This is a genomic window from Dactylosporangium sp. CA-139114 (assembly GCF_050955725.1).
Lineage (GTDB): Bacteria > Actinomycetota > Actinomycetes > Mycobacteriales > Micromonosporaceae > Dactylosporangium.
This window is the reverse complement of record NZ_CP192080.1, coordinates 8,064,071-8,089,139: the sequence shown is the minus strand read 5'-3', so window position 1 is coordinate 8,089,139 and position 25,069 is coordinate 8,064,071. Positions and strand designations below refer to the sequence as shown.

General features: G+C 73.4%; 19 protein-coding genes and 1 pseudogene. 11 read left to right on the top strand and 9 right to left on the bottom strand.

Annotated elements, in window-relative coordinates; translation table 11 throughout:
• Nucleotides 1-19: 19 nt before the first annotated feature.
• A complete protein-coding gene (locus ACQP2P_RS36060) occupies nucleotides 20-1,939 on the bottom strand; it encodes a CocE/NonD family hydrolase (protein ID WP_433608628.1) in 1,920 nt (639 codons plus the stop codon).
• Between the two features lie 236 nt (nucleotides 1,940-2,175).
• On the opposite strand from ACQP2P_RS36060, the gene ACQP2P_RS36055 reads away from it, so the two are divergent.
• On the top strand, nucleotides 2,176-2,358 hold the full coding sequence (locus ACQP2P_RS36055) for a hypothetical protein (RefSeq protein WP_433608626.1): 183 nt from the start codon (nucleotides 2,176-2,178) through the stop codon (nucleotides 2,356-2,358).
• 20 nt (nucleotides 2,359-2,378) lie between these two features.
• Here the strand turns inward: ACQP2P_RS36055 and ACQP2P_RS36050 are convergent, their stop codons facing one another.
• A complete protein-coding gene (locus ACQP2P_RS36050) occupies nucleotides 2,379-2,582 on the bottom strand; it encodes a hypothetical protein (RefSeq protein WP_433608624.1) in 204 nt (67 codons plus the stop codon).
• A gap of 86 nt (nucleotides 2,583-2,668) precedes the next feature.
• Here ACQP2P_RS36050 and ACQP2P_RS36045 point away from each other — a divergent pair, with 86 nt between their 5' ends.
• Nucleotides 2,669-3,529 (top strand): MHYT domain-containing protein, encoded by an 861-nt coding sequence (locus ACQP2P_RS36045; RefSeq protein ID WP_433608622.1) that lies wholly within the window; start codon nucleotides 2,669-2,671, stop codon nucleotides 3,527-3,529.
• 3 nt (nucleotides 3,530-3,532) lie between these two features.
• Here ACQP2P_RS36045 and ACQP2P_RS36040 read toward each other — a convergent pair whose 3' ends face one another.
• Nucleotides 3,533-4,573: a LolA family protein gene (locus ACQP2P_RS36040; RefSeq protein ID WP_433608620.1), complete on the bottom strand. Its 1,041-nt coding sequence runs from the start codon at nucleotides 4,571-4,573 to the stop codon at nucleotides 3,533-3,535.
• Nucleotides 4,574-4,749: 176 nt separating this feature from the next.
• Between ACQP2P_RS36040 and ACQP2P_RS36035 the strand changes: the two genes are divergently transcribed.
• Nucleotides 4,750-5,406 (top strand): response regulator transcription factor, encoded by a 657-nt coding sequence (locus tag ACQP2P_RS36035; protein ID WP_433608618.1) that lies wholly within the window; start codon nucleotides 4,750-4,752, stop codon nucleotides 5,404-5,406.
• Entirely contained in the window at nucleotides 5,403-6,752 is a 1,350-nt protein-coding gene (locus ACQP2P_RS36030) for a sensor histidine kinase (protein WP_433608616.1), read from the top strand. Before ACQP2P_RS36035 ends, ACQP2P_RS36030 begins: the two co-directional genes overlap by 4 nt.
• 886 nt (nucleotides 6,753-7,638) lie before the next feature.
• On the opposite strand, the gene ACQP2P_RS36025 is transcribed toward ACQP2P_RS36030, so the two are convergent.
• The gene (locus ACQP2P_RS36025) at nucleotides 7,639-8,193 is read right to left on the bottom strand and encodes a cysteine hydrolase family protein (RefSeq protein ID WP_433608614.1); all 555 of its coding nucleotides are present in this window, start codon (nucleotides 8,191-8,193) and stop codon (nucleotides 7,639-7,641) included.
• A 60-nt stretch (nucleotides 8,194-8,253) separates the two neighbouring features.
• Here ACQP2P_RS36025 and ACQP2P_RS36020 point away from each other — a divergent pair, with 60 nt between their 5' ends.
• The 4 genes from ACQP2P_RS36020 (at nucleotide 8,254) to ACQP2P_RS36005 (ending at nucleotide 14,250) form a co-directional block, all read left to right on the top strand.
• A complete protein-coding gene (locus ACQP2P_RS36020) occupies nucleotides 8,254-9,318 on the top strand; it encodes a MerR family transcriptional regulator (protein ID WP_433608612.1) in 1,065 nt (354 codons plus the stop codon).
• Nucleotides 9,315-11,732: a VIT domain-containing protein gene (locus tag ACQP2P_RS36015; protein ID WP_433608610.1), complete on the top strand. Its 2,418-nt coding sequence runs from the start codon at nucleotides 9,315-9,317 to the stop codon at nucleotides 11,730-11,732. The genes ACQP2P_RS36020 and ACQP2P_RS36015 overlap by 4 nt, the downstream gene beginning before the upstream one ends.
• Before the next feature lie 817 nt (nucleotides 11,733-12,549).
• Entirely contained in the window at nucleotides 12,550-12,807 is a 258-nt protein-coding gene (locus ACQP2P_RS36010) for a hypothetical protein (RefSeq protein WP_433608608.1), read from the top strand.
• A 78-nt stretch (nucleotides 12,808-12,885) separates the two neighbouring features.
• On the top strand, nucleotides 12,886-14,250 hold the full coding sequence (locus tag ACQP2P_RS36005) for a glutamine synthetase (RefSeq protein WP_433608606.1): 1,365 nt from the start codon (nucleotides 12,886-12,888) through the stop codon (nucleotides 14,248-14,250).
• 296 nt (nucleotides 14,251-14,546) lie between these two features.
• On the opposite strand, the gene ACQP2P_RS36000 is transcribed toward ACQP2P_RS36005, so the two are convergent.
• The 3 genes and pseudogenes from ACQP2P_RS36000 to ACQP2P_RS35990 all read right to left on the bottom strand — a co-directional run bounded on the left by ACQP2P_RS36000 (nucleotide 14,547) and on the right by ACQP2P_RS35990 (nucleotide 17,860).
• Nucleotides 14,547-15,020: an HIT family protein gene (locus tag ACQP2P_RS36000; protein ID WP_433619410.1), complete on the bottom strand. Its 474-nt coding sequence runs from the start codon at nucleotides 15,018-15,020 to the stop codon at nucleotides 14,547-14,549.
• A 197-nt stretch (nucleotides 15,021-15,217) separates the two neighbouring features.
• Nucleotides 15,218-17,215 (bottom strand): annotated as a pseudogene (gene thrS, locus ACQP2P_RS35995) (threonine--tRNA ligase); the annotation flags it as partial.
• A 63-nt stretch (nucleotides 17,216-17,278) separates the two neighbouring features.
• Entirely contained in the window at nucleotides 17,279-17,860 is a 582-nt protein-coding gene (locus ACQP2P_RS35990) for a phosphoesterase PA-phosphatase (protein WP_433608604.1), read from the bottom strand.
• Nucleotides 17,861-17,987: 127 nt separating this feature from the next.
• On the opposite strand from ACQP2P_RS35990, the gene ACQP2P_RS35985 reads away from it, so the two are divergent.
• Nucleotides 17,988-20,069 carry an acyltransferase family protein gene (locus ACQP2P_RS35985; protein WP_433608602.1) on the top strand — a complete coding sequence of 694 codons (2,082 nt, stop codon included), beginning with the start codon at nucleotides 17,988-17,990 and terminating at the stop codon, nucleotides 20,067-20,069.
• Nucleotides 20,070-20,078: 9 nt separating this feature from the next.
• Here the strand turns inward: ACQP2P_RS35985 and ACQP2P_RS35980 are convergent, their stop codons facing one another.
• Together ACQP2P_RS35980 and ACQP2P_RS35975 are read right to left on the bottom strand one after the other, a co-directional pair.
• Nucleotides 20,079-21,113, bottom strand: coding sequence for a DUF695 domain-containing protein (locus ACQP2P_RS35980; protein ID WP_433608600.1), 1,035 nt, complete (start codon nucleotides 21,111-21,113; stop codon nucleotides 20,079-20,081).
• 53 nt (nucleotides 21,114-21,166) lie between these two features.
• Nucleotides 21,167-23,329, bottom strand: a complete 2,163-nt coding sequence (locus tag ACQP2P_RS35975; RefSeq protein WP_433608598.1) for an elongation factor G-like protein EF-G2 — start codon at nucleotides 23,327-23,329, stop codon at nucleotides 21,167-21,169.
• 191 nt (nucleotides 23,330-23,520) lie between these two features.
• Here ACQP2P_RS35975 and pgsA point away from each other — a divergent pair, with 191 nt between their 5' ends.
• Nucleotides 23,521-24,150, top strand: a complete 630-nt coding sequence (pgsA, locus tag ACQP2P_RS35970; protein ID WP_433608596.1) for a phosphatidylinositol phosphate synthase — start codon at nucleotides 23,521-23,523, stop codon at nucleotides 24,148-24,150.
• On the top strand, nucleotides 24,147-25,067 hold the full coding sequence (locus ACQP2P_RS35965; RefSeq protein WP_433608594.1) for a phosphatidylinositol mannoside acyltransferase: 921 nt from the start codon (nucleotides 24,147-24,149) through the stop codon (nucleotides 25,065-25,067). The genes pgsA and ACQP2P_RS35965 overlap by 4 nt, the downstream gene beginning before the upstream one ends.
• Nucleotides 25,068-25,069 lie beyond the last annotated feature (2 nt).

Genomic DNA, 25,069 nt, shown 5'->3' with positions numbered 1-25,069 from the left:
GCCGAGGCCGCTGCTGGGGTCAGCGGGCGAGGGGGAGCGTGACGTATGACGGGGCCAGCACCTCCTGGCGCACCTTGCGCAGCTCGAGCTCGTGCCCGAACGGCGCCCCGGTGCCCGGGTTGCGGCTGAACCGCGGATGGGCCCCGCCGCTGACCTGGATGCGGATGCGGCGACCGGCGGCGAACCGGTGCGCCGTCGGCCACAGCTCCACGTGGACCGGCGCGCTGGGGTCCCGGCCGGCTGCCGCCCGCGCCAGCCCGTCGCAGATGTTCCAGGAGCGGCCCTGCTCGTCGACCTCGCAGAGCCGGACGAACACGTCGAAGTAGGGCGCCGGCACGTCACCGTCGCGCTCCGCCGTCGTCGCGCGCACCATGATGTCCGCCGAGACCGGCCCGACCACGTCGAGCGGCTCGGCCAGCGGCGCCGACGTGAACGTGAGCACATCGGGCCGCGCCTCGAGCGGCCGGTTGTCCCGCCGCCCGGCGATCTTGCCGACGAGCCGGGGCCCGCCGAGCGCCGGCGTGGGGTCCTTCGGGTCGTACACGAACGAGTCGAGCACGTCACCCGAGGGCCCGCGCCCGGCCCTGCCCTCGGGCGCGGCCGTCGGGGTCGGCCAGCCGAGACCGTCGTCGAGCCCTTCCTCGATCCCGTCCTCGATCCCGGATTCGGTCCCGGCCTTGGTCTCGGTCGCGAGCGAGGCGGTCGGCGTCGGCCAGCCCAGGTCGTCCGCGATCTCCGCGCCGTTCCGGCCCCCGTCGCCGTGCTCGCTGCGGGGCTCGGCGGCCGCGGCGGCGACCGGGGTCGGCCAGCCGAGCTCGTCCGGGTCGAGCCGGTCGGGGCCGCCGGCCGGGAGCGCGCCGGGGTGCTCGGGCGCGAGGGTGGCGGAGGCGCCGAGGTACCAGCGCTGCGGCGTGCTCGACGGCGGCGGCCAGTCCGCGAGCTCGAGCCAGCCGTCGGCCCCGCCCACGTGCACGCGCACCGGGCGGTCGCGGATCTGCTCGAGGCCGCCCGTGTGCGCGCGGAACCAGGCGACGGCCTCGGCGGCGGACTGCTGGAACAGGCCCGCGCTGCCGTGGTGCCAGGGGCCGACGGTGAGGTACGGCTGCTGCCCGGCCGCGCGCAGCGCCGTGTAGTCGGCGAGCTGCCAGGGCAGGAAGATGTCGTGCCAGCCGCCGATCATGAGCACCGGCGCGTTGACCCGCGGGAGCCGGTGCGTGTGGCCGCGCTGCGTCCAGTACGGCGCGGCCGGGTCGGCCTCGGCCAGCCACCGCTGGAAGAACTCGATCTCGGCCCCGACGGTCACCCGGTCGGCCTCGGCCATCGGCACCCGGGCGAGCCCGCGCTGCAGGCGGGGCTGGCCGCGCAGCAGCTCGACCGCGTTCTCCAGCCGCGGACCCCGCTGGGCCTCGAGCAGCGCCGACCACGTCAGCACGGTGTCGAGCGAGAACGCCCCGCCGGCATACGTCGGCGGCCCGAAGTCCGAGGCGGTCACGATGGTCGCCATCGCCTTGAGCTCGTCGCCGGCCTCGGCCGCGAGGGCCCACTGCACGAACCCGACGTAGCTCGGCCCGTAGGTGAGCAGCCGCCCGTCGTACCACGGCTGAAGCCGCAGCCAGTCCAGCGTGTCGAGGCCGTCCTCACGCTCCTGCAGCAGCGGCTCGAACCGGCCGCTGGAGTCCGCCGTCCCCCGGCACGACTGGATGAGCACGTTGAACCCGCGCTGGGCCACGGCCCGGCAGAGAACGCTGACCGGCGCCCCGCGGCCGTACGGCGTGCGCACGAGCACCGTCGGCACCTCGGCGTCGATCGCGGGCGCGTAGAGGTCGGCGCGCAGGTTGGCCCCGTCGCGCATCCGGATCGGAAGGGCCTTCGTCACCCGGACGTGCCGGGTCACGGCGGGCGGCAACTTGAGCAGACGACCAACCGGATCCAGCCTCATGCGTCCCGAGCGTAGCGTCCGCCCCACGCCCCGCCGGGAGGCCGCCCGCCGCCGTCGATGCGCGGCTCGGGCCCGGGCTGTTCCGCGTGGGGCTTTTCGTTCGCCGGACGACCCCGTGCGGCACGCCCGCTGCGGCCCTGGCTCACGCGTCCCGCCGGGCAGCCGGCCGGGTTCGCGCGCCCTCTTCACGGGCCCGGGCGCGATGCGCGGAACCGTTCGCGACGTACGATTGCCACGTGCCGGACGATCGCTTCACGGACGCCGAGCTGAGCTTCCTGCGGCACGCGCGCTTCGGGGAACTGCCCGCGCCCGTGCGGCCCGAGGACCGGGTCGAGCTCGAGGAGACCGACCCGCCGCGGGCATGGCCCGACCTCGGCCCGAGCCGGGAGCAGCAGGACGTCCAGCGGGCCGGGGCCTAGAGCTCAGAGCGGCGTAGGGCTCAGAGCCGGTGGTGCGATCCGTCGGGGTCGGGCATCTCCGGGTTGTCGGGCACGTCCGGCGGGGTCGTCGCGGCCGACGGCGGCGTGGCGTCGGGCGACACCCACTCCGACTCGCGCTCCTCGGCCAGGGTCTCGTCGGCCTCGCCCTGCGTGGCGCGCCCGGCGGCGCCGGAGCCCACGAGCGAGTGGTCGGATTCGGTCATACATATCGGCTACCCGTGCCACGAACGGGCAAACCGCGCACATCCTGTCCGATCGGCCGTACGGCACGCCTGGCTCAATCGACCGGGTGACCTCGGTTGAGCAATTCGCGTACGGCTGGATCACGCCGGCGCTCGCCCTCGCGATGTCGATGCTGGGCTGCCTGCTCGGCACGTTCCTGACCAGCCGCTCCCGGGCCTCCACCGGCGGCAGCCGGGCCCGCTGGCTGACCCTGTCGGCGCTGGCGATCGGCGGTACGGGCAGCTGGGTGCCCCATTTCATGGCGATGCTCGGCGTCGATGTGCCGGGTACTGACGTGCGGTACGACATCCCGATCACGGTCCTCGGGTTCGGCATCGCCGTCGTCGTCTACTGTCTCGGGCTCTACATCGTGGGCTGGGGCCGTCCGAGCGCCTGGAAGGTGCTGCCGGCCGGGGTGCTGACGGGCATCGGGCTGACCGCGGTGTACGCGACCGGGCCGATGTCCATGCGCATCGCCGGGATCATCGCGTACGACGCCCCGACGCTGCTCGTCGCCGCCGTCGCCGCCATCGTCGGGGCGACCGTGACGCTCTGGTGCGCGAGCGTCGTGCGGGGTACGACCGCCATGTTCTGCGCCTCGGTGATCATGGCGCTCGCCGTGTGCAGCACCCACTACATGGTCATGGCCGCGCTGCGGGTGCAGCCCGCGCCCGGCGGGGCCGAGGTCACGGGCGGCACGCTGTTCACCCTCCTGGCGCCCGTGTGCGTCGCGGCCACCCTGGTGCTGGCCGGTCTCGCGTACAGCACCGTCGGCTTCACCGTCCGCCAGGACACCGCGCGCGAGGAGGCGCTGCTGCGCCGGGCCCGCGACATGTACTCGGTCGCGACCCTCCGGCGCGCGGCCGAGCACCGGCGCCAGGAACGCGAAGGGGACCGCGGCCGGGCCGCGGTCCCCTCGCATCGCTGAGCGCTACTGCAGCGCGGCGGCCGGGTCGGCGGCCACCTGGGCCAGCCGCTCCGGCGTGACCGAGCCGATGAGCACCCGGCCGTCGTCGGTGAACAGCACGTTCACCAGCTTGCTGTTGAACGTGCGGCCACCGTTGCCGGCGGGCAGCTGGGCGATGGCGTCCTGCGCCTTCTTCTGCTCGTCGGCGGAAGCGCCCTTGGTCCCGTCGGAGGACCGCAGCACCAGGACGGACGCCCAGCCGGTGCCGATGACCGCGGTCTTCGGCTTGTCACCGGCGTTGCCGTGCTGCTGCTTCTGCCGCTCGGCCTGCGCCGCCTTCTCCTGCGGGTTCGCCTCGGTGACCTTGGTCCCCGCGGGCGGGTTGAACGTGAACTCGGCGTCGTCCGGGCGGGCGAAGTTCACCGAGGTGAACGCCACCTCGAACGCCGGGTTGGCCGTGCCCCGGGGCAGGACCTGCACCCGCAGCGGCAGCTTCTTCTCGGCGTCGATCGCCAGGCGAACCTCCCCGACCAGCGACGACGTGTCGCGGGGCCGGAGCACCAGCTCGTAGGCGTTGCGGCCGGCGATCTTCGCCGACGTGCCCGTGGAGACCTGGGTGGTCGGGTCGATCGCCTTGAGCGCCAGGTCGGCGGCCTCCTGCGGCGACTTCGGCAGGTCGGTCGGCGACGGCTTCGCACCCTCCTCGCCCTTCCCCGGCTGCCCGGTGAAGTGCTGCGCCTCCTTGGCCTGCGAGTCCCAGACCCAGGTGTCGTTGCCGTTGTGGACGATGTCGCTCTGCCCCTGCGTGCCGAGCAGTGAGACGCGGGCCTTGTCGGGGCCCGAGTACCACACGCGCAGGGTGTGCTTGCCGGAGAGGAGCGACGTGAGCTTGGCGCTCTGGTCACCCGTCAGGAGCGGGATCGCCGGCAGGCCGAGGTCGGCGCGCTCGACGACCGTGCCGGACAGTCCGTCCAGCGTGGCGGTTTGCAGATCGACGAGCAGCTGCGCAGCGGTGCGCGGCGCCAGGTCGGGCTCGGCGGCGACGGCGAGGGTCTTCGCGGCCACGCCCGCACCGACCACAGCGACCGCAGCTGCCGCGGGCACCGCCCACCGAAGGACGGGTCGTGACGTGAAAGTGGACATTGGTTGCACCTCCTGCCAACCATGGTGCGGTGCCACGGCTGTGACATCGCTGAGACCGTCTGTGCCGGGCCACAGGCGAGCATGCCACGCTGTACCGCGTGCGGCTGCTGGTGGTAGAGGACGAGATGCGCATGGCCAACGCGCTGCAGCGTGGCCTGCAGGCGGAGGGTTTCGCCGTCGACGTGGCCGTCGACGGCCCGAACGGGCTCGAGATGGCCCGCCACGGCGGGTACGACGCGGTGATCCTGGACATCATGCTGCCCGGTCTGTCCGGGTACCGCGTGGTGCAGACCCTGCGCGCCGAGAAGAACTGGGTGCCGGTGCTCATGCTCTCGGCCAAGGACGGCGAGTACGACCAGGCCGACGGCCTCGACTGCGGCGCCGACGACTACCTCACGAAGCCGTTCTCGTACGTCGTGCTCGTGGCCCGGCTGCGCGCCCTGCTGCGCCGCGGCGCGCCCGAGCGGCCGAGCGTGCTCACCGTCGGGGAGCTGACCCTCGACCCCGCCCGGCGCCGCGTGACCAGCGCGGGGGAGGAGATCGTGCTCACCGCGCGGGAGTACGCGCTGCTGGAGTACCTCATGCGCCGGCCCGGCCAGGTGGTGTCGAAGACGGAGCTGCTCGACCACGTGTGGGACGCCAGCGTCGACACCGCGCCCAACGCCGTCGAGGTCTACGTGGGGTACCTGCGGCGCAAGCTCGGCCGCGACCTCCTCGAGACCGTCCGCGGCGCCGGCTACCGGCTGCGCACATGAGGTGGTGGGCGTCACTCTCGCTGCGCGGCCGGCTCGTCCTGCTCGGCACCACGGGTCTCGTGGTCGGCCTGAGCTTCGCGGGGGCGGCGATGGCGTTCGCGATGACGTACAGCTTCCGGGGCTCCCTCGACCGCTCCGCGGACTCCACGGTCGCCGAGATGTCCTCGCTGCTCGACGAGGGGGGGAAGCTGCCCGAGACCCTGCCGGCCCCCGCCAACCAGGTCGTGCAGATCCTCGCCCCGGACCGCACCAGCGTGCTGGCCGGCGATCGAAGTGCCGATTTACTGGTACCGATCCTGCGCGGAGCGGAAATCGACCGCGCCCTGCACGGCCAACGCGTCGAGGTGCCCGGCGACCGCGCCGTCCAGCCCGACATGCTCCGGGTCACCGCCCACCGAGCCGCCGACGGCCGGATCATCCTCGTAGCCGTCCCGCTCGCGGACTACCACCGCAGCCTCGACCTGCTGCGCAACGCCCTCTGGGTCACCTACCCCGCGCTCATAGCCGTGCTGGTAGCCATAGCCTGGCGCGTGGTCGGCGCCGCCCTCTCCCCGGTGGACCGCCTCCGCCTCGGCGCCGAGCGCATCACGGGCGCCGCGACCGACGAGCGCCTGCCCGTACCACCCTCCAGCGACGAGATCCAGCGCCTGGCGATCACCCTGAACCACATGCTCGACCGGCTCGCCGTCTCCCGCGCCCGCCAGCGCTCGTTCATCGCCGACGCCGCCCACGAGCTGCGCAGCCCCTTGGCCTCGATCCGCATCCAGATCGAGGTGGCCCAGAAACTCGGCGACTGGGCCGCCGTCTCCGACGACGTGATCGCCGACCTGGACCGCCTGACCCGCCTGGTGGACGACCTGCTCCTCCTGGCGCGCGCCGACGCCTCGGACCACCGCCGCGCCGCCGTGGAGCCGGTCGAGCTGCGCACCCTGCTCACCACGCTCGCGAAGCGATACGACACTGTCACCGTCACACCGGGCGAGTCCCTCTGGACCGAGGGCGACCCGGACGCGCTGCACCGCATCGTCCTGAACCTCGTGGACAACGCCGTACGCCACGCCCGCTCACGCGTCACGCTGGCCGTCGTCCCCGAGGGCACCTCGGAGGTCCTCGTAACCGTCACCGACGACGGCGAGGGCATCCCCGCCCCACTACGCGAACGCGTCTTCGACCGCTTCGCCCGCTTGGACGACGGCCGCGCGCGGGACGCCGGCGGCAGCGGCCTGGGCCTGGCCATCGTCCGCGAGCTGACCCGCCGCCACGGCGGCACAGCACGCCTGGCGGACGCGCGCCCGGGCATCCGAGCCGAGATCCGCCTCCCTCGCCTACCGGACAGCACCATGTAACCAACCCACCCGCTGCTCTTGCTGTCCTGTCTCGCCCTCGTCCCACTGACACCGCTCGCCCAGCTCCCGGCCTCGGTTCTGCACTGCCTCGTTCACCCCCAGCCGCTGCTGGGCGTGGCGGCGCTGTGCCGGTTCTTTCGTCCGTGCCCCGCCTCGGTAACTGCTGCGACGCTCTGCACCGCCAGGCACCACGGTCCCGTCTTGGCCTCGTCCGGTCCCGTCGGTCCCGTCGGTCGCGTCCTGACCTGACCTGACCTGACCTGACCTGACCTGACCTGACCTGACCTGACCTGTGCTCAGCCCGGCGCGTCCTGGCCTGGCCCGGCGTGGCGCGCCGCGCCTGGCGGGTGCGGCCCCTCGCGGCCTGGCCAGGCCCGGCCCGACCTTGCGCCCGCGGCCTGGCTAGGCCCGACCTGGCGTCCGCGGCCTGGCGTCCGCGGCCCGGTCTTGGGCCTGGGACCCGGCGTCCCCGGCTCGACCTTGCGCCTGCGGCCCGGCCTTGCGCGGCCCGGCGTCCCCGGCCCGACCTTGCGCCCGCGGCTCGGCCTTGCACGGCCTGGCGGGCGCGGCCCGGTCCTGGGCCTGCGGCCCGGCACGGCCCGGCCCGACCTGGCGGGCGCGGCCCGCGTGGCCCGGCCCGGCTGGCGTGGCCTGCCCTGCCCCGGCCGGCGCGGCCCGGCACTACGGTGCCAGCAGCCGATGGCCCAGTGGAACCGCCCGGACCACGAATGCCGACGGCTGCGGCCGTAAGGTCGCCGACCATCGCCCCCTCACGCCTGTCCCTCACCGCTCTGCGCTTCTGGCGACGGCGGCAGGATCACCCACACTCGTCCAGCGGCTGCACTCGCGAATGCAGCACGCCCAAGTTCCGACGCCGCGCCTTCGATCAGTCGAAGGTGACCTCCTTGGTCGCCACGGTCCCGCCGCGTCGGCCCGGGGCATGCTCGTCCGCCCAGTACAGGTTGGTGTGGGCGATGACCTGCTCCGGTGCCGGCGCACCCCACTCCGTCAGGTCCTCCGTCGTGTGCGCATCTGCGACCAGCGTCGCGTCATAGCCGCGGACCATCGCCCCGTGAAGCGTGGCGCGGATGCACATGTCGGTCTGCGCCCCAGTGACCACCAGCCGTCCGACGCCCAGCTCGGCCAGTCGCTGTTCCAGGTCCGTGCTCTCGAACGAGTCCGAGTATCGCTTGTGCACCAGCGGCTCCGACTCCCGCGGATCGAGCTCGGGCACGATCTGCCAGTCCTCAGTGTCGCGGAGGAGGTGCTCGTCGTCGGAGTGCTGCACCCAGACGACCGGCACACGCTCGGCCCGGGCCTTGTCGAGCAGGGTGTTGATGTTGGCGATGACACCGTTCCGGTTGTGTGCGCGGCTGACGCTACCGTTCTGGACATCGACGATTAGCAGGGCGGTGTGCGGGCGGCCGGTCAATGTCGTCATGCCAAGCAATCTAAACCCAGACCTTGACACTGTCAAGGTGACAGTGTCAGTATTGCTGGCATGACCGCACAGGAGTGGACGCTCGAAGAGCTGATCGGCAAGGTTGCCGACCAGCTTGACGACACCGCCTACGCGGGCGCGCCGAACGGCAGGGTGCGAGACGTGCCCGATGCTCGCGCCGTCCGGTGGTACACCACGATTGGCCTCGTCGATCGGCCCGTCATGCGCGGGCGGACGGCGTGGTACGGGCCTCGGCATCTAGCCCAACTGGTGGCGATCAAGCGGCGGCAGTCGCAGGGTTTCAAGATCGCCGAGATTCAGGCGGAGCTTGCCGAGGTGCCGGATGAGGTGCTCCAGCGCATCGCGGAACTGACCGACACCACGACCAACGCCAAGTCCACGGTGGCGCCGCGCCGATTTTGGGTCCAGCGGCCGGCCGAGTATGTGGCACAGGAGCCGGACTCCGCGGAGGCGGACGGGTCCGAACGGGCGCGGCGAAAGCCTGCGGATGCTGCGCGACGGGGGCAACGCCGGCCCGAGCAGGGAGGCGTGCGCCCCGCACTGGACCAGATGCGACCCGGAGGGCTCGGGCGCGTGCGGCCGGAAATTGAACGAGTGCGGCCGGAGGCCGGGTCGACCGGGCCGGCGTTCGAGCACACGGGGCCGGATCCGGCGCCGATCGAGCCCGCACTGTCGGAGGCCGGGACGGTCCGGCCGGAGTCTGTGCACGCCACGCCGGGTCCGGGCCCGGTTGACCGCACGTGGTCCGAGTCGGCGACGGGCAAGCATGCGCCAGCGGGCAAGCATGCGCCAGCGGGCGAGCGGGCGTCAGGGGGCGAGCGGGCGTCAGGGGGCGAGCGGGCGTCAGCGGGAGCGCATGCGCCAGCGGGCGAGCATGTGGCAACGGGATGGGTAGTGCCCGACCGGCGATCGGCGCCGGTCGGAACGGGGCTGCTCAGCGGGGTGCCGTTGGGCGGGGGAGCGGTACTGCTGCTGAACGCGACACCGAACGAGGACGACCTCGAAGCCATCCGGGGCGCGGCCCGCGAGCTCATGGATCTGCTCGCGACCCGGGGACTGGTCCCAGCGGACGAGACGACGATGAGGAGAGGGAGCGCCACATGAGACTCGCGACGATGACCGAGGACGAGGCGCGCACGGCCGCCGCGCCCGCGGACGAGGCTGGGCTGGGTGCGCTGCGCACCGAGCGCGGCAACCTCCCGCTCGACCGGCTCGAGGTGCGGGCCGCGATCACCGGCCTGGTCGCCCGCACCGATCTCACGCAGGAATTCGTCAACGTCCACCGGGAGCCGCTCGAGGCGACGTACATCTTCCCGCTGCCCGATCGCGCCGCCGTGGTCAGCATGGCGATGACCGCGGACGGCCGGACGATCGAGGCCGATTTGCAGGAGCGCGGCGCGGCCCGCGAGGCCTACGACAACGCTATCGCCGCCGGGCAGCGCGCCTCGATCGCCGAGGAGGAGCGGCCCGACGTGTTCACCATGCGGGTCGGCAACATCCTGCCCGGAGAGCGGGTCAGCGTGCAGCTGTCCCTGATCGGGCCGCTCGCGTTCGAGGACGGCGAGGCGACGTTCCGCTTCCCGCTCGTGGTCGCGCCGCGGTACATCCCCGGGGCGCCGCTCGACGGTGACAGTGTTGGCGACGGGTACGCGCTGGACACCGACGCGGTCCCCGACGCCTCGCGAATCAGCCCGCCGGTGCTGCTGCCCGGCTTCCCCAATCCGCTGCGGTTGTCGATCGACGTCGACATCGACCCGGCGGGCCTGCCGCTCGGCGACGTGAGGTCCAGCCTGCACGCGGTTGAGAAGGCGGAGAACCAGGTTTCGGTACACCCTGGCGAACGGGCCAACCGCGATTTCGTGCTCCGCTTGGCGTATGGGGCCGGCGCACAGAGCCTCGCGCTGGCACCCGATGCCGACGGCGAGGAAGGCACGTACCGCCTGACGGTGCTGCCGCCCGAGGCCGATGGGCCGCCGCGCCCGCGGGACGTGGTGCTGCTGCTGGACCGGTCGGGCAGCATGGGCGGCTGGAAGATGGTGGCGGCCCGACGCGCCGCGGCCCGGATCGTCGACACGCTCGGCTCTCAGGACCGATTCGCCGTGCTGGCCTTCGACGACCGGATCGAGACGCCGGAGTCGCTGGGGGCGGGGCTTGCGGGCGGTACCGATCGGAATCGCTATCGTGCCGTGGAACACCTGGCGCGCGTCGACGCCCGCGGCGGCACGGAGCTGCTGGAACCGCTCCTTGAGGGCCTGCGCCTGCTCGGCCCCGACGGCGCTCGCGACCGGGTGCTGGTCCTGGTCACTGACGGGCAGGTCGGCAACGAGGAGCAGATCCTGCGGACGGTGTCGTCGTCGGTGCACGGTGTGCGCATCCACACGGTCGGCATCGACCAGGCCGTCAACGCCGGCTTCCTCGGACGCCTCGCCATCGCCGGCGGGGGCCGCTGCGAGCTGGTCGAGAGCGAGGATCGGCTCGACGAGGCGATGGACAGCATTCACCGGCGCATCGGGGCTCCGGTCGTCAGCGGCGTAACGATCGCCGCCGAGGGGCTGACACTGCTCGACGACACCCGCACGCCGGCTCGGTTGGCGGATGTGTTCCCGGGGGTGCCGTATGTGGTGAGTGGGCGCTACCGCGGCCCGGTCGCGGGTGCTCTGACGATCCGCGGCACCACCCGCGACGGCAGCCCGTGGTCGGCCACGGTCCCCGCGGAGCGGCACGACTTCACGGCGCTGACGGCGGTCTGGGCGCGGTCGCTGCTGCGGGATCTCGAGGACCAGTACGTCACCGGTGCGCCGCTGGAGCAGCGCATCACCGAAACGTCGCTGCGCTTCGGGGTCCTGTGCCGGTTCACGGCCTTCGTGGCGGTGGACAGCCGGGTCGTCACCGAGGGCAGCGAGCCGCGGAAGGTGACGCAGCCTGTAGAGAGCCCCGCGGGGTGGGAGATGCCGCGCTCGGCGCCGCCTCCGCCGCTTCGGCCGACGCTGGCGTCGATGCCGGTCGGGTACGCCGCGGCCGCGGGAGCGGGAGCGGGAGCGGCATCGTTCGCGGCTCCGGCCTCGGCGGCGCCCCGGTACGCAGCGGCGCCGCCGCCGATGGCCCCGGCCGGGATGGCTCCGCCGGCTCCAGGTGGGGGCGGTCCCGTCCAGCGCAAGGCGGCACCTCAGCGCGGCTACGGCCGACGCATGGTCCTGCCGGACATGGACAAGGAGGACGACGGCATCGCAGGCGGTGGCATGGATGTGCGCACCCTGGCGGCCCAGGAGGCGGCGCGGTTGCGGGAGGCGGAGGGGCGGCCGGAGTACGAGCGGCGGGAGCTGCTGGAGGACCTCGGATCGCGCCTGGCCGCGCTGGCTCTGCCCGAGCTCCGCGCGCTGGCCGACGCGCTGACCGCACAGGCCATCGTGACCCGGCCGCTGGCGGAGCTGTGGGAGTTCGCCCTCGGCGAGTTGGACCGCGTTGCCGGCGGGGGCGGGAACGCGGAGCCGCAGCGCAAGGCGTTCTGGAAGCGGTGAATGCGCTAGGCGTTGAGGACGCGGTGAATGCGCAAGGCGTTGAGGACGCGGTGAATGCGCAAGGCGTTGAGGAAGCGGTGAATGCGTAAGGCGTTCTGGAAGCGGTGAGTTGGTTGGTCGCCGCGCCACCGCGGAGGGGCGGTGGCGCGGCGGTCTGGCCGAGTTAGGCCGCGTTCGCGGTGCGGCGACCGGGGAGCGCCGCGCGGCGCGGCGAGACGCTCGCCGAGCAGATGGCGGCCGAGGTCGTGCGTTGGCATGACCGCTACTGCGGCCGGGACGTACAGCTGATCGTCGAACCGGCCACCGCACCGACTACAGCGGCCCACGAGGTCCGCGATGTCGCGCAGGGCCGATGCATGTTCACGATGCCGAGCGGCAGGCTCACGGTGCGGTGGACTGGTGCCGCGACCTGACACCGGCCGCCGGGGCGTGGCCGGCGTCCACGCCGCGGCGAGGGCGGGCGCGGACCGGGCGGGACGATCGGTGGCCACGGCGGCGCGAGCGGGAGCGCGCCGGGGTGGCCACCGGAGAAACGTCAGCGGGAAGGCGGGGCGGGGGCCGCGCGGCTCGGGCGGGTCCGGCCCAGGAGTCGAGCTGGATGGGGATGTCCCGGCCCACCTCGCCGGAGTAGAAGACGCCGGTGGGTTCTGCGGGAGGAACTCTCCGTTGTGCTCGCCGACGAACCTGCCGTCGTCGTGGAGCTGGCGGTGGTACCCGACGTGCGGCTGACCACCCCGCGCGCCAGGACCCCGGCGAGTGGATCGCGTTCGGCTTTGCCGAGAGCGTCGACGAGGCCGCGTACGGCGCGCGGGGCGACATGACCACGCTGGTGCAGGACCTGTTCGGCTTCGAGCGCAAGGAGGCGCTGAACCTCTGCAGCCAGACGGCCTGCGGGGTCACCCAGGTCGTCAACGGCGTCGTGGGGGTGCACGCGGCGCTCCCGCACGGCGCGATCCGCCCCAGGGTCGCGGTAGACCCCGCGGCGTGGTGGTCGCGCGTGCCGGCGGCGACCGGCCGCCGCGACGCGCGATCGTCGGCACCGACGGGACCGACGGGACCGCGGCCGGGAGCGTAGCGCGCCGGCGGCTGAGAAGGCGGGTGAAGCGGGCGCGGACCCGGGCGGCGCCCGCCGCGGCCCGGCGAGAATCGCGGCATGAACCGGCGGGCGACGGCGGAGCAGGACCACGCACAGGCGCGCGACGCGGCCGGGGTGCTCGCCGCCGCGGGGGTCCAGGCGGTCGCGCTGACGTGGGTGGACAACGCGGGCATCACCAGGGTCAAGTCCGTGCCGGTGAGCCGGCTGCCCGACGCCGCCGTCGAGGGGGTCGGGATGTCGCCGGTGTTCGACGTGTTCCTCGTCGATGACTCGGTGACCACCAGCGCACACATCGGCGGCCCCACCGGCGACCTGCGGCTCGTCCCCGACCTGGAGCGCCTGACCGTGCTGGCCGCCCAGCCGGGGTGGGCGTGGGCGCCGGTCGAGCGCTTCACCCAGGACGGCGAGCCGTACCGCCCGTGCCAGCGGCGGTTCGCGCGGGCGATGGCCGGGCGGGCCGCCGCGGCGGGGCTGACGCTGCGCATGGCGTTCGAGGTGGAGTGGTTCGCCGGCGCCGACGACCCGGCACCGCGACCGGCGTCCACCGGCCCGGCGTACGGCATGACCCGCGTCGTGGAGCTGTCGTCGTACGCCGCCGACGTGCTCGGTGCGCTCGCCGCCCAGGGCGTCGCGGTGGAGCAGTTCCATCCGGAGTACGCCCCCGGCCAGCTGGAGGTCTCGGTCGCCGCCGCGGACCCGGTGGCCGCCGCCGACCTCAACGTCCTGGTGCGCCAGACGATCCGCGCCGTCTCGGCCCGCCACGGGCTGCGGGTCTCGTTCGCCCCGGTCGTCTCCGCCGGGCAGGTCGGCAACGGCTCGCACCTGCACTTCTCGGTCCGCGACGGGCAGGGCAATCTGTTCGCGGGCGGCCCCGGCCCCTACGGCATGACGCAGCGCGGCGAGTCGGTCCTGGCCGGGGTGCTCGATCGGCTGCCGGCGTTGTGCGCCCTCGGCGCCCCGAGCGTGGCCAGCTACCTGCGGCTGGTGCCGCAGCGCTGGGCCGGGGCGTTCCAGTGCTGGGGTCACGAGAACCGCGAGGCCGCGCTGCGGTTCGTCGCCGGCCCGCCGGGCGCCGGGCAGCGGTGCGCCAACGCCGAGCTCAAGGCCTGCGACGGCGCCGCCAACCCCTACCTCGTGGCCGGCGCGGTCTGCGCGATCGTCACGGACTCGGCCGGGGCCGGCCTGCGGCTGCCGCCCGAGGTGCGTGGCGACCCGGCGGCGCTCGGCCCCGGCGACCAGCCGCCCCGCCTGCCGGCGACGCTGCCGGAGGCGATCGAGCGGCTTCGCGCCGACGCCGGGCTGCGCGACGTCATGGGCGACGCGCTGTTCGAGGCGTTGCTCGCGGTACGCCGTGGCGAGGCCGAGCTGTTCGCCGGCCGCGAGCCGGACGACGTCGTCGCCGCGACCCGCTGGCGGTACTGAGTGGACGGCGCGCGGCGCTGTTCGTGGACACTGGCATCCGCGCGGCCCGGGTTCCCCGGATCGGGGTGTTCTTCCTGCGACGAGGGCGGTTGAGGTGCAGCGGATCGCCATCGTCGGGGCTCGCGGCGCCGGGAAGACGGTCCTGGCCAACCAGCTCGGCGCCCGGCTTGGCCTGCCGGTCACACACCTGGAGGCCCTGCGCTACGACTCGTCGTGGCCACCGAGCGGTGGATCATCGACTGGAACTCGACAGAAGATCCGGGCAGCCATCGTTGCCCGGACTTCGGTGGTGCGGGTCAGGAGGCCGGCCAGACCTCGGCGAACAGCTTGCGCGTGTCGGTCAGCAGTTGCGGCAGGACCTTCGTGCGGCCCACCACCGGCATGAAGTTCGTGTCGCCGCCCCACCTCGGGACGATGTGTTGGTGCAAGTGGGCGGCTATCCCGGCGCCCGCCACGGAGCCCTGGTTCATGCCCAGGTTGAAGCCGTGGGCGCCGCTCACCCGGCGGACCACTCGCATCGCCGACTGGGTGAACGACGCTACCTCGGCGGTTTCGGCTTCGGTCAGGTCGGTGTAGTCGGCCACGTGCCGGTACGGGACGACCATGAGGTGGCCGGGGTTGTACGGGTAGAGGTTCAGGATCGCGTACACGACCTCGCCGCGCGCCACGACCAGGCTCTCGTCCGGCGGCAGGCCGGGGGCCCGGCAGAACGGGCACCCGGCCGGCTCGTCGTGGTCGTCGGCTCGATCCTCGCCCTTGATGTACGCCATGCGATGTGGCGTCCACAAGCGCTCCAGCTCGTCCGGCTCACCCGGGTTGGTCACTCGGGCGACCCGGAAACCGAGGATGCCGAATCAGAGCCCGACGAGGCCGACGGCGAAGGCGCCGAGCCGGAGCCTGACGGAGCGGAGCCCGACGAGGCCGAGGGCGAAGGCGCCGGAGCGGAGTCGGCATCCGAGGGAGCGGGAGCGGACGGGCCGACGTTGGTGCGCGAGCGGACCACGTCCACGACGTGGGCCACGGCCTCGGCGAGCGGCACGCCGTTGCGCTGCGAGCCGTCGCGGTAGCGGAAGCTCACCGTCCCGCCCGTGACGTCGTCGTCGCCGGCGATGGCCATGAAGGGGATCTTCTGCTGCTGCGCGTTGCGGATCTTCTTCTGCATGCGCTCGTCGGAGTGGTCGACCTCGACGCGGATGCCCTCCTTGCGCAGCATGTCGGCGAAGTCGAAGAGGTAGTCGGCGTGGTCGGAGCGGATCGGGATGCCGACCACCTGCACCGGGGCGAGCCAGGCCGGGAAGGCGCCGGCGTAGTGCTCGGTGAGGACGCCGAAGAAGCGCTCGATCGAGCCGAACAGCGCGCGGTGGATCATGACGGGCTGCTGGCGGGTGCCGTCCGAGGCCTGGTACTCCAGGCCGAAGCGCTTCGGCTGGTTGAAGTCCACCTGGATGGTCGACAGCTGCCAGGTGCGGCCGATCGCGTCCTTGGCCTGGACGGAGATCTTCGGGCCGTAGAAGGCGGCGCCGCCCGGGTCCGGGACGAGCTCCAGGCCGGACGCCTCGGCCGCGGCGCGGAGGGCCTCGGTGGCCTCCTCCCAGTCCGCGTCGTCGCCGATGAACTTGGGGGAGTCGTCGCGGGTCGACAGCTCGAGGTAGAAGTCGGGCAGGCCGTAGTCGCGCAGCAGGTCGAGGACGAACTGGAGCAGGGAGGTCAGCTCGCCCGCCATCTGCTCCTTGGTGCAGTAGATGTGCGAGTCGTCCTGCGTCATGGCGCGCACGCGGGTGAGGCCGTGCACCACGCCCGACTTCTCGTAGCGGTACACGCTGCCGAACTCGAAGAGCCGCAGGGGCAGCTCGCGGTAGGAGCGGCCGCGGGCCCGGAAGATCAGGTTGTGCATCGGGCAGTTCATGGCCTTGAGGTAGTACTCCGCGCCCTCCATCTCCATGGGCGGGAACATGGTGTCGGCGTAGTACGGCAGGTGCCCCGAGGTCTGGAACAGGTTCGACTTGCTGATGTGCGGGGTGTTCACGAACTCGTAGCCGGCCTCCTGGTGGCGCTGGCGCGAGTACTGCTCCATCTCCCGCCGGATGATCCCGCCCTTGGGGTGGAACACGGCGAGGCCGGAGCCGAGCTCGTCCGGGAAGCTGAACAGGTCCAGGTCGGCGCCGAGCTTGCGGTGGTCGCGCCGGGCGGCCTCCTCGAGCAGCTTCTGGTAGTCCTTCAGCGCGTCGCGGGTCGGCCAGGCCGTGCCGTAGATGCGCTGCAGCTGCGGGTTCTTCTCGGAGCCGCGCCAGTAGGCGGCCGCGCTGCGCATGAGCTTGAACGCGGGGATGAACCGGGTCGAGGGCAGGTGCGGGCCCCGGCACAGGTCGGACCAGCAGACCTTCTCCGACTGCGGGTCGAGGTTGTCGTAGATGGTCAGCTCGCCGCCGCCGACCTCCATCACCTCGGAGGTGTCGAGCGCCTGGCCACCGTCCGACTTGACGTCGACGAGCTCGAGCTTGAACGGCTCGTCGGCGAGCTCGGCCTTGGCCTGCTCGATCGAGTCGAAGCGCCGCCGGCGGAAGCGCTGGCCGGCCTTGATGATCTCCTGCATGCGCTTCTCGAGCTTGGTGAGGTCCTCGGGGTGGAACGGCTTGGCGACCATGAAGTCGTAGTAGAAGCCGTTCTCGATCGGCGGGCCGATGCCGAGCTTGGCCTCCGGGAACACGTCCTGCACGGCCTGGGCGAGCACGTGCGCGGTCGAGTGGCGCAGCACGTTGAGCCCGTCGGGGCTGGACATGTCGACGGCCTCGACCTCGGTGTCGGCGGCCGGCGTCCAGTCGAGGTCGCGCAGCCGGTCGCCCTCGCGGACCACGACGATCGCCTTCGGGCCGCTGGTCGGCAGCCCGGCCGCGGCGACCGCGGCGGCCGCCGTCGTGCCCGCCGGGACCACGATGCGCGGTGGGGCTTCGGTATTCGAGCGCATTGCGGACACGGGCTGCTCCCAAGCATCAAGAGGTCGGTTTGCCCTCCGATGCTATCGAGGACGTCACCGAAGGGCCGCGAACACCCCACCGGCGACGAGGGCGCCCACCACGGTGCCGACCGCGACCTGCGCCGCCGTGTGGTCCTTGAGGGCCACGCGGGACCAGCCCACGGCGCCGACGAGCGGGGCGGTGACGAGCATGATCCAGCCGTACACCATGCAGAGGATGACCACCGACCCCGCCGCCACCGCCGCGTGGATCGACATCTTCCACCAGTGGTTGACCAGCGCGGCGACGACCAGCCCGACCCCTCCGGCCCCGACCGCGGCGAGCAGCTCGCGGTGTGCCCCGGCGAGCACCAGCGCCACGATCCCGGCCAGCACCGACCCCATCCCGACCAGCAGCGGGACGAGCCGCTGCCGGCGGTCGCCGACGTGGTGATCGGTGATCCGCCCGCTGCGCACGCCGCGCAGGATGTAGAGGAACGGCAGCACGCTCTCGAACAGCGCCGCGACGGCTCCGAGCGCCAGCCCGCGCGCGAGGCCCGGCTCCGAGTGCGCGCCGAGCAGCACGAGCAGCACCGACACGAGCACCGCGGGCGCGAACGCCTCCGTCAGGATCCGGGCGACCCGCTGCTTGATCACGCCAGGCACCCTACCGGCGCGGGCCCGGCCGGGTCGTCCCCGGGAATGGGAGGAAATCTCCGGAAAGTGCGGTAAATGCCCGAATTCGCTACCGTGTCGCGGTGCGCAGGCGACTCGGCGGCAACCCGTGACCGTCACCCGGTCCCGGCCTCGCCCCCCCGGCCAGCGGCGACCCGGCCCACGTCCACGTCCCCGGCCCGCCCGGGTCGCGGCCCGCGAGCGGCCCGCGTTCCGGGGCGACATCGAGGGCCTGCGCGCCGTCGCCGTGGTGAGCGTGGTGCTCGGGCACGCCGGGGTGCCGGGCCTCGCCGGCGGGTACGTCGGCGTCGACGTCTTCTTCGTGATCTCCGGCTTCCTCATCACCCGGCACCTCCACGCCGAGCGCCGTGCCACCGGCCGCATCCGCCTCGCCGCGTTCTACGGCCGGCGGATGGTGCGCCTGCTGCCCGCCGCGGCGCTGGCCGTCGCCGCGACCGTCGCCGCCGCGTGGGCGTGGCTGTCGCCGCCGGCCGCGCGGGCGGTCAGCCTCGACGCGATCACGGCCGCGGTCTACGGCGTCAACGTCCGCCTCGCCGCCCAGGGCACCGACTACCTGGACGCCGCCCGGGAGCCGTCGCCGCTGCAGCACTGCTGGTCCCTCGCGGTCGAGGAGCAGTTCTACCTCGTGTGGCCGCTGCTGCTGCTGATCGCCGGGGCCACCCGCCGGCGCGCTGTGACCGCCCTCGCCACCCTGGCCGCGGTCTCGCTGGCGATCTGCGTGTGGCAGACGACCGCCGCGCAGCCGTGGGCGTACTTCGGCCTCCAGGCCCGAGCCTGGGAGCTGGCCGCCGGCGGCCTCATCGCCCTGCTCGCGCCGCGGCTGCCCGGCTTCGCGACCTGGCCCGGGCTGGCGATGATCGTCGCGGCCGCGCTGTGGTTCGACGACCGGACCCTGTTCCCGGGCTACGCGGCCGTGCTGCCCGTCGCCGGCGCCGCGCTCGTCGTCGCGGCCGGCCGCACGAGCCCGAACCCGCTGCTCGGCGCCGCGCCGCTGCGCTGGATCGGGCGCCTCTCCTACGGCTGGTACCTGTGGCACTGGCCCGCCCTCGTCATCGCCGCCCACCTGCACGACGGCCCGCTGGTGCAGCCGGCGGCCGCGATCGCCGCGCTGCTGCCGGCCTGGCTCTCGCTGCACCTCGTCGAGAACCCGATCCGCTTCGGCCGCCTCAAGCGGCACGGCCTGGTGCTGGGCGCCGCCGTCACCGCGCTCACCGCCGGCGCCGCCACGATCCTGCTCGGCCTGCCGACGCGGGTGCCCGGGGCCGGTACCGCCGGCGACACCGCCGCGGCCGTGACCGCCCCGGACACCGTCGGCGAGGCCCGGACCCGGCTCGAGGGCCTCATCGCGGCGGGCGCCACGCAGGCCGTGCTGCCGCGGAACCTCACCCCGCCGGTCGCCGCCGCGGCCCGCGACTCCGCGCCCGGCGACCGCGGCTGCCTCGCCTCGCTCGACGACACCTCGACGAGGGCGGCGCTCGCGAAGGGCTGCGACCGCCACGGCGACCCGGACGGCACCGCGACCATGGTGCTGTTCGGCGACTCGCACACCGAGCAGTGGTTCGAGGCCGCCGACCGGATCGCCCGGCGGCGCCACTGGCGGCTCGTCGTGCTGGCCAAGAGCGGGTGCACGCCCGCGGACGCGCTCACGATCAAGCTGGGGACCCGGCGGGTGTACCGGGAGTGCTCCGCCTGGCGCGAGGACGCCCTCGCGGTGATCGCCCGGCTCCGCCCGGCCCTGGTCGTGCTGTCCACGCGCACGTACACCGACCCGCCCACCGGTGCGCCGCCCCCCGCGGACACCGCCTGGGCCGCGGCGCTGACGACGACCGCCCAGCGCGTCGCGGCGTCGGCGGCACGGGTGGTACTGCTGCAGGACACCCCGGATCCGCGTGGGACGAGCGTTCCCGACTGCGTCGCGGCGCACCCGGCGGCGATCACGCGCTGCGCCCTGCCCGCCCCCGCCGCCCTCCATCCGGCCCGGCGCGCCGCGATCGAGCGGGCGGCCCGGGCCGCGGGCGTGACCGTCACCGACCCGGCGCCCTGGTTCTGCACCGCGGCGGTGTGCCCGGCCGTCGTCGGCAACACGCTGGTGTACCGCGACGGCAGCCACGTCACGTCGACCTACGTCAGGCTGCTGACCCCGCTGCTGGAGGCGGCGCTACCCGGCTGAGTCGCGGGTTCAGCGAAAGCGGCCGATGCGCTCCAGCGACGGGTCGAAGTGCCGCTCGACCCGGGCCCGGCCGTCCTTCCACCACCCGGCCGCCTCGGCCAGGTCGTCGGCGGCGGGGGAGTCCGCGTCGACGTAGTAGTGCAGCGTCCGGGCCCCGTCGCTGGTCTCGTGGGCGAGCAGCGCGCCGTCGGCGCCGGCCGCGGTCGTCAGCGCGCTGTCCTCGAAGTCCCGCAGCGCCGCCAGCGACTCGGCCTCGGGCAGGCCCGCGTCGGTGCGGTGCCGGTAGGGCAGCGTGATCGCCACGTGCGTGTCGAACCGGGGCCAGCGGACCGCGCGCAGCGGCCGCTGGACCGCGACGATGACCGGGCCGCCGCCGGGCGTCTCGCCGCGCAGCAGCACCCACTGCGAGGTGCGGAACTCCTCCCGCAGCGCCTCCACGGCCGCGGCGAGCTCGCGCGGGTCGGCGGCGCCGTCGGGCTGCGTGGTCTGCCAGGTGATGTCGCCGATCCACTCCTCGACGCCGTCCTCGCCGAGCAGCCAGTCCAGGGTCAGGAACGTGACCCGGCCGCGGAACTCGTCGCCGAGCATCCGGAAGCCGGGGTGGAAGGCGACCACGTCGATCTCGGGGGAGCGCTCGTCGCGCTGGAACGCGAACCGCAGCTGGGTCAGGTCCAGCTGCACGCCCTCGCCGAGCCCGATCGTCTGCTCCAGCACGTGCGGATCGGGCTGCCGGGCGGTGTGATACTCCCAGGTCGCGTCGGCCTCGGGAGCCAGGGCGCCCCAGCGTGCGGCTACCGGGCGCAGGTCCGCGGCGCCGCCGGCCGACACGACGAGGGCGTGTCTGGCAGCGGTACCGCGGCAGAACTCCCACTCCAGCTCGGGATGGATCGCCTCGATCCGGCGGGACATCTGCGGGGTGAGCGTGGCCCAGTTCCCGGAGCCGATCGCGGCCTCGACGTCGGCCCGCACGGTCGGCCACCACGTCCAGAAATCCACGATCGCGCCGGGGTCACCGGCCTTCCGCTTCGACCGCCCGAAGATCACGGCTCACCCTAACGGTGATCCCGCCGCGACGGGATCACCGTGGGTGAAATTCGTCAGCGAGCGGCGGCGTGCTCCTTCTTGACCGCCTCGGCCAGGTGCGCCGGCATCGGGTCGTGCCGGACGAACACGCGCGTGAACGTGCCCGAGCCGGAGGTCATCGCCCGCAGCTCGACGGCGTAGCGGACCAGCTCCGTCGCCGGCACCTCGGCCCTGACCAGGGTGCGCTCGTGGCCGTCGGGGTCCGGCTCGTTGCCCAGCACCCGCCCGCGCCGACCCGACAGGTCGCTCATCACCGCGCCGACGAAGTCGTCCGGCACGCGGATCGTCACCTCGTCGATCGGCTCCAGCAGCGTCGTGTGGCCCTGCTCGGCCGCCTCCCGCAGGGCCAGCGCCCCGGCGGTCTGGAACGCGGCGTCGGAGGAGTCGACGGAGTGCGCCTTGCCGTCGTAGAGCGTCACGCGCACGTCGACCACCGGGTATCCGGCGACCATCCCGCGCTCCATCTGGCTGCGCACGCCCTTCTCGACCGAGGGGATGTAGTTGTGCGGCACCACCCCGCCGACGATCTTGTCGACGAACTCGAAGCCCGCCCCGCGCGGCAGCGGCTCGACCCGGATGTCGCAGACGGCGTACTGCCCGTGCCCGCCCGACTGCTTCACGTGCCGCCCGTGGCCCTGGCTCGGCGCGGCGAACGTCTCGCGCAGCGCGACCTTCACCGGCTCGGTGTCCAGCTCCACGCCGCCGGCCCGGAGCCGGTCGAGCACCACGTCGGCGTGCGCCTCGCCCATGCACCACAGCACGAGCTGGTGCGTCTCGGCGTTGCGCTCCAGCCGCAGCGTCGGGTCCCCGGCCACGAGCCGGCCCAGGTTCTTCGCGAGGGCGTCCTCGTCGGAGCGGGTGCGGGCGGTGATCGCGATCGGCAGCAGCGGCTCCGGCATCTCCCAGGGGGCCATGAGCAGCGGGGAGTCCTTGGCCGAGATCGTGTCGCCGGTCTCGGCGGTGCCCGACTTCGTCACCGCCACCAGGTCCCCGGCCACGGCCAGCGGCACCTCGCGCAGATTCGCGCCGAGCGGGGAGAACAGGTGCGCGAAGCGCTCGTCGGCGTCGTGGTCGGGGTGGCCGCGCTCGGCCAGGCCGTGCCCGCAGATGTGCACCGGCATCTCCGGGCGCAGCGTGCCCGAGAAGACCCGGACCAGGGAGACCCGCCCGACGTACGGGTCGATCGTGGTCTTCACGACCTCGGCCACCAGCGGGCCGTCGGGGTCGCAGGCGAGCGGCTCGCGGGGGTGGCCCTCGACGTCGGTGACCGGCGGCACCTCGTGCTCCAGCGGCGACGGGAACCCGCTGACCAGCACCTCCAGGAGCGCGTCGAGCCCGACGCGGGTCTCGGCACAGACCGGTACGACCGGGTAGAAGGTGCCGCGCGCCACGGCCTTCTCGAGGTCGTCGATGATCACGGAGGTCTCGATCGCCTCGCCGCCGAGGTAGCGGTCCATGAGCGTCTCGTCCTCGCTCTCGGCGATGATCCCCTCGAGCAGCGCGTTGTGGGACTCCTCGATCGCCGGCAGGTGCTCGGGGTCGGGGTCGCGGACCTCGGGCGGGAACCCGGCCGAGTAGTCGAAGACGCGGTGGGTGATCAGGCCGATGAGGCCCGCCGTGCTCGTCCCGTCGTCGCCCAGCATCGGCAGGTACAACGGCAGCACGTTGTCGCCGAAGACCTCCTGGCACATCTGCAGCGTCTCGTCGAAGTCGGCCCGGTGGTGGTCCAGGCGGGTGATCGCCACCGCCCGGGGCATCCCGACGTGGGCGCACTCCTCCCACAGCGCCGCGGTGGCCGCGTCCATGCCGTCGACCGCCGAGACCACGAACAGGGCGGCGTCGGCGGCGCGCAGCCCGGCGCGCAGCTCGCCGACGAAGTCCGCGTAGCCGGGCGTGTCGAGCAGGTTGACCTTCACGCCGTCGTACATCACCGGAGCGCAGGACAGCGTCACGGAACGCTGCTGCTTCTGCGCCGCCGGGTCGTGGTCGGTGACCGTGGTGCCCTCGGTGACCGAACCGGGCCGGGGGATCGTGCCGGTCGCCGCGAGCAGCGCCTCGACCAGCGTCGTCTTCCCCGAGCCGGAGTGCCCGACGACCACCACGTTGCGTACCCTGCCGGGATCATCAACCACCGGCGCGGTGCCGGTGACACCCTTCTCCTGGACCTTCTGCGCCATCACGCGCCTCCCGAAAGTCTCGCGCCAGCTGTGAGCAGTCTCACAGTCACAACCTGTTCACCGATCCCACACCCGAAACTTCACCGACACAAGGGCCGTGCGACCCTCGCGCCTCCGCTTTACTCAAGCACCGTGAGCAGTCCCACGTGCCGGTATCCGCCGAGCGCCGCCCCCGTTATCGTGAGAGCGCCATGGCGAAGATCCTCAGCGTAGTCAGCCGGGCCGGACTCGCCCGCGTCCTGGACCCCGTCGCCGCCGCCCTCCTGCGTGCCGGGATCACCCCGAACGCGGTCACGGTGATCGGCACCCTCGGCGTGCTCGTCGGCGCCCTCGGCTTCGCCACGCGCGGCCACCTGTTCATCGCGCTCGTCATCATCACCGTGAGCTGCTTCACGGACCTCATCGACGGCTCGATGGCCCGCCAGCGCGGGATCACGAACAAGTTCGGCGCCCTGCTGGACTCGTCGATGGACCGCATCGCCGACGGCGCGATCTTCGGGGCCGTCGCGTACTGGTACGCCACGCAGCACGAGCCGCGCGTGGTCGCCGCCGCCCTGCTGTGCCTGGTCACCGGGCAGGTGGTGTCGTACGTCAAGGCGCGGGCCGAGGGCCTGGGCTTCACGTGCAACGTGGGCCTCATCGAGCGGCCCGAACGCCTGGTCGGCATCGGCATCGGCGGGCTGCTGTGGACCTTCGGCGTGCCGCTCGGCCTGGAGATCGTCATGTGGCTGCTGGGCGCCCTGTCGATCGTGACCATCGGGCAGCGCATCGCCACCGTCTACCGGCAGGCGTACGCGCCCGAGCGGGTCGAGACCCGGTGAACCTGACCGAGCTCGGCTACGGCACGGCGTTCAACCTGCTGCCGAAGCTGCCCCGGGGCGCCGTCTGGCCCCTGTTCGCGGCCGCGGCGTCGACCGGTCACCGAGGGTACCGCCGCGGAAAACCGGGTAAGGGGACGGCCACACTCGCCAAGAACCTGCGACGTGTGGTCGGACCCGACATGCCCGAGGACGAGTTCCAGCGGCTTCTGCACCGCGCCCTGCGCTCCTACGCGCGCTACTACCTGGAGGCGTTCCAGCTCCCGGGGCGTTCCAAGGCGCAGATCCTGGCCGGCTTCCGCCTGGAGAACGGCGAGCTGCTCGGGCAGAACCACCACGCCGGCATCGGCTCCGTGGTCGCCCTGCCGCACGCCGGCAACTGGGACGCGGCCGGCGCCTGGGTGGCCGCCAAGGGCTGGCCGATCACCACCGTGGCCGAACGCCTCAAACCCGAGAGCGTGTACCTCAAGTTCCTGGCCTTCCGCCGCTCCCTCGGCATGGAGATCCTGCCGCTGACCGGCGGCGACCGACCCGTCTTCGACGTGCTCGAGGAGCGCATCAAGCGCGACGCGGCCGTCGTGCCGCTGCTCGCCGACCGCGACCTGACCCCGCGCGGCGTCGAGGTCGAGTTCTTCGGCGGGCGCACCCGCATGCCCGCCGGCCCGGCGCTGCTCGCCCTGCGCACCGGCGCCCCGCTCTATGTGGTCGACATGTGGTTCGATGCGGATGCGGCCGCCGGGCACCTCGCCGGCCCGATTCCGATGCCCGGCGTGGACGAGGGCTCCCTCGACGCCCGGGTCCGGATCGTCACGCAGCGGGTCGCCGACACGTTCGCCGAGGGCATCGCGCGGCACCCGGAGGACTGGCACATGCTCCAGCGGTTCTGGCTCGACGAGCCGGCCGTCAGCACCGTGGCCTAGGG

Bases quoted from the DNA above. Each gene is read 5' to 3' on its own strand.
- ACQP2P_RS36010 (WP_433608608.1), top strand. From the start codon at position 12,550: ATGACCACGCTGGTGCAGGACCTGTTCGGCTTCGAGCGCAAGGAGGCG.
- ACQP2P_RS36015 (WP_433608610.1), top strand. From the start codon at position 9,315: ATGAGACTCGCGACGATGACCGAGGACGAGGCGCGCACGGCCGCCGCG.
- ACQP2P_RS36060 (WP_433608628.1), bottom strand. From the start codon at position 1,939: ATGAGGCTGGATCCGGTTGGTCGTCTGCTCAAGTTGCCGCCCGCCGTG.
- ACQP2P_RS36000 (WP_433619410.1), bottom strand. From the start codon at position 15,020: ATGGCGTACATCAAGGGCGAGGATCGAGCCGACGACCACGACGAGCCG.
- ACQP2P_RS36005 (WP_433608606.1), top strand. From the start codon at position 12,886: ATGAACCGGCGGGCGACGGCGGAGCAGGACCACGCACAGGCGCGCGAC.
- ACQP2P_RS35975 (WP_433608598.1), bottom strand. From the start codon at position 23,329: ATGGCGCAGAAGGTCCAGGAGAAGGGTGTCACCGGCACCGCGCCGGTG.
- pgsA (WP_433608596.1), top strand. From the start codon at position 23,521: ATGGCGAAGATCCTCAGCGTAGTCAGCCGGGCCGGACTCGCCCGCGTC.
- ACQP2P_RS36020 (WP_433608612.1), top strand. From the start codon at position 8,254: ATGACCGCACAGGAGTGGACGCTCGAAGAGCTGATCGGCAAGGTTGCC.
- ACQP2P_RS36030 (WP_433608616.1), top strand. From the start codon at position 5,403: ATGAGGTGGTGGGCGTCACTCTCGCTGCGCGGCCGGCTCGTCCTGCTC.
- ACQP2P_RS36050 (WP_433608624.1), bottom strand. From the start codon at position 2,582: ATGACCGAATCCGACCACTCGCTCGTGGGCTCCGGCGCCGCCGGGCGC.
- ACQP2P_RS36025 (WP_433608614.1), bottom strand. From the start codon at position 8,193: ATGACGACATTGACCGGCCGCCCGCACACCGCCCTGCTAATCGTCGAT.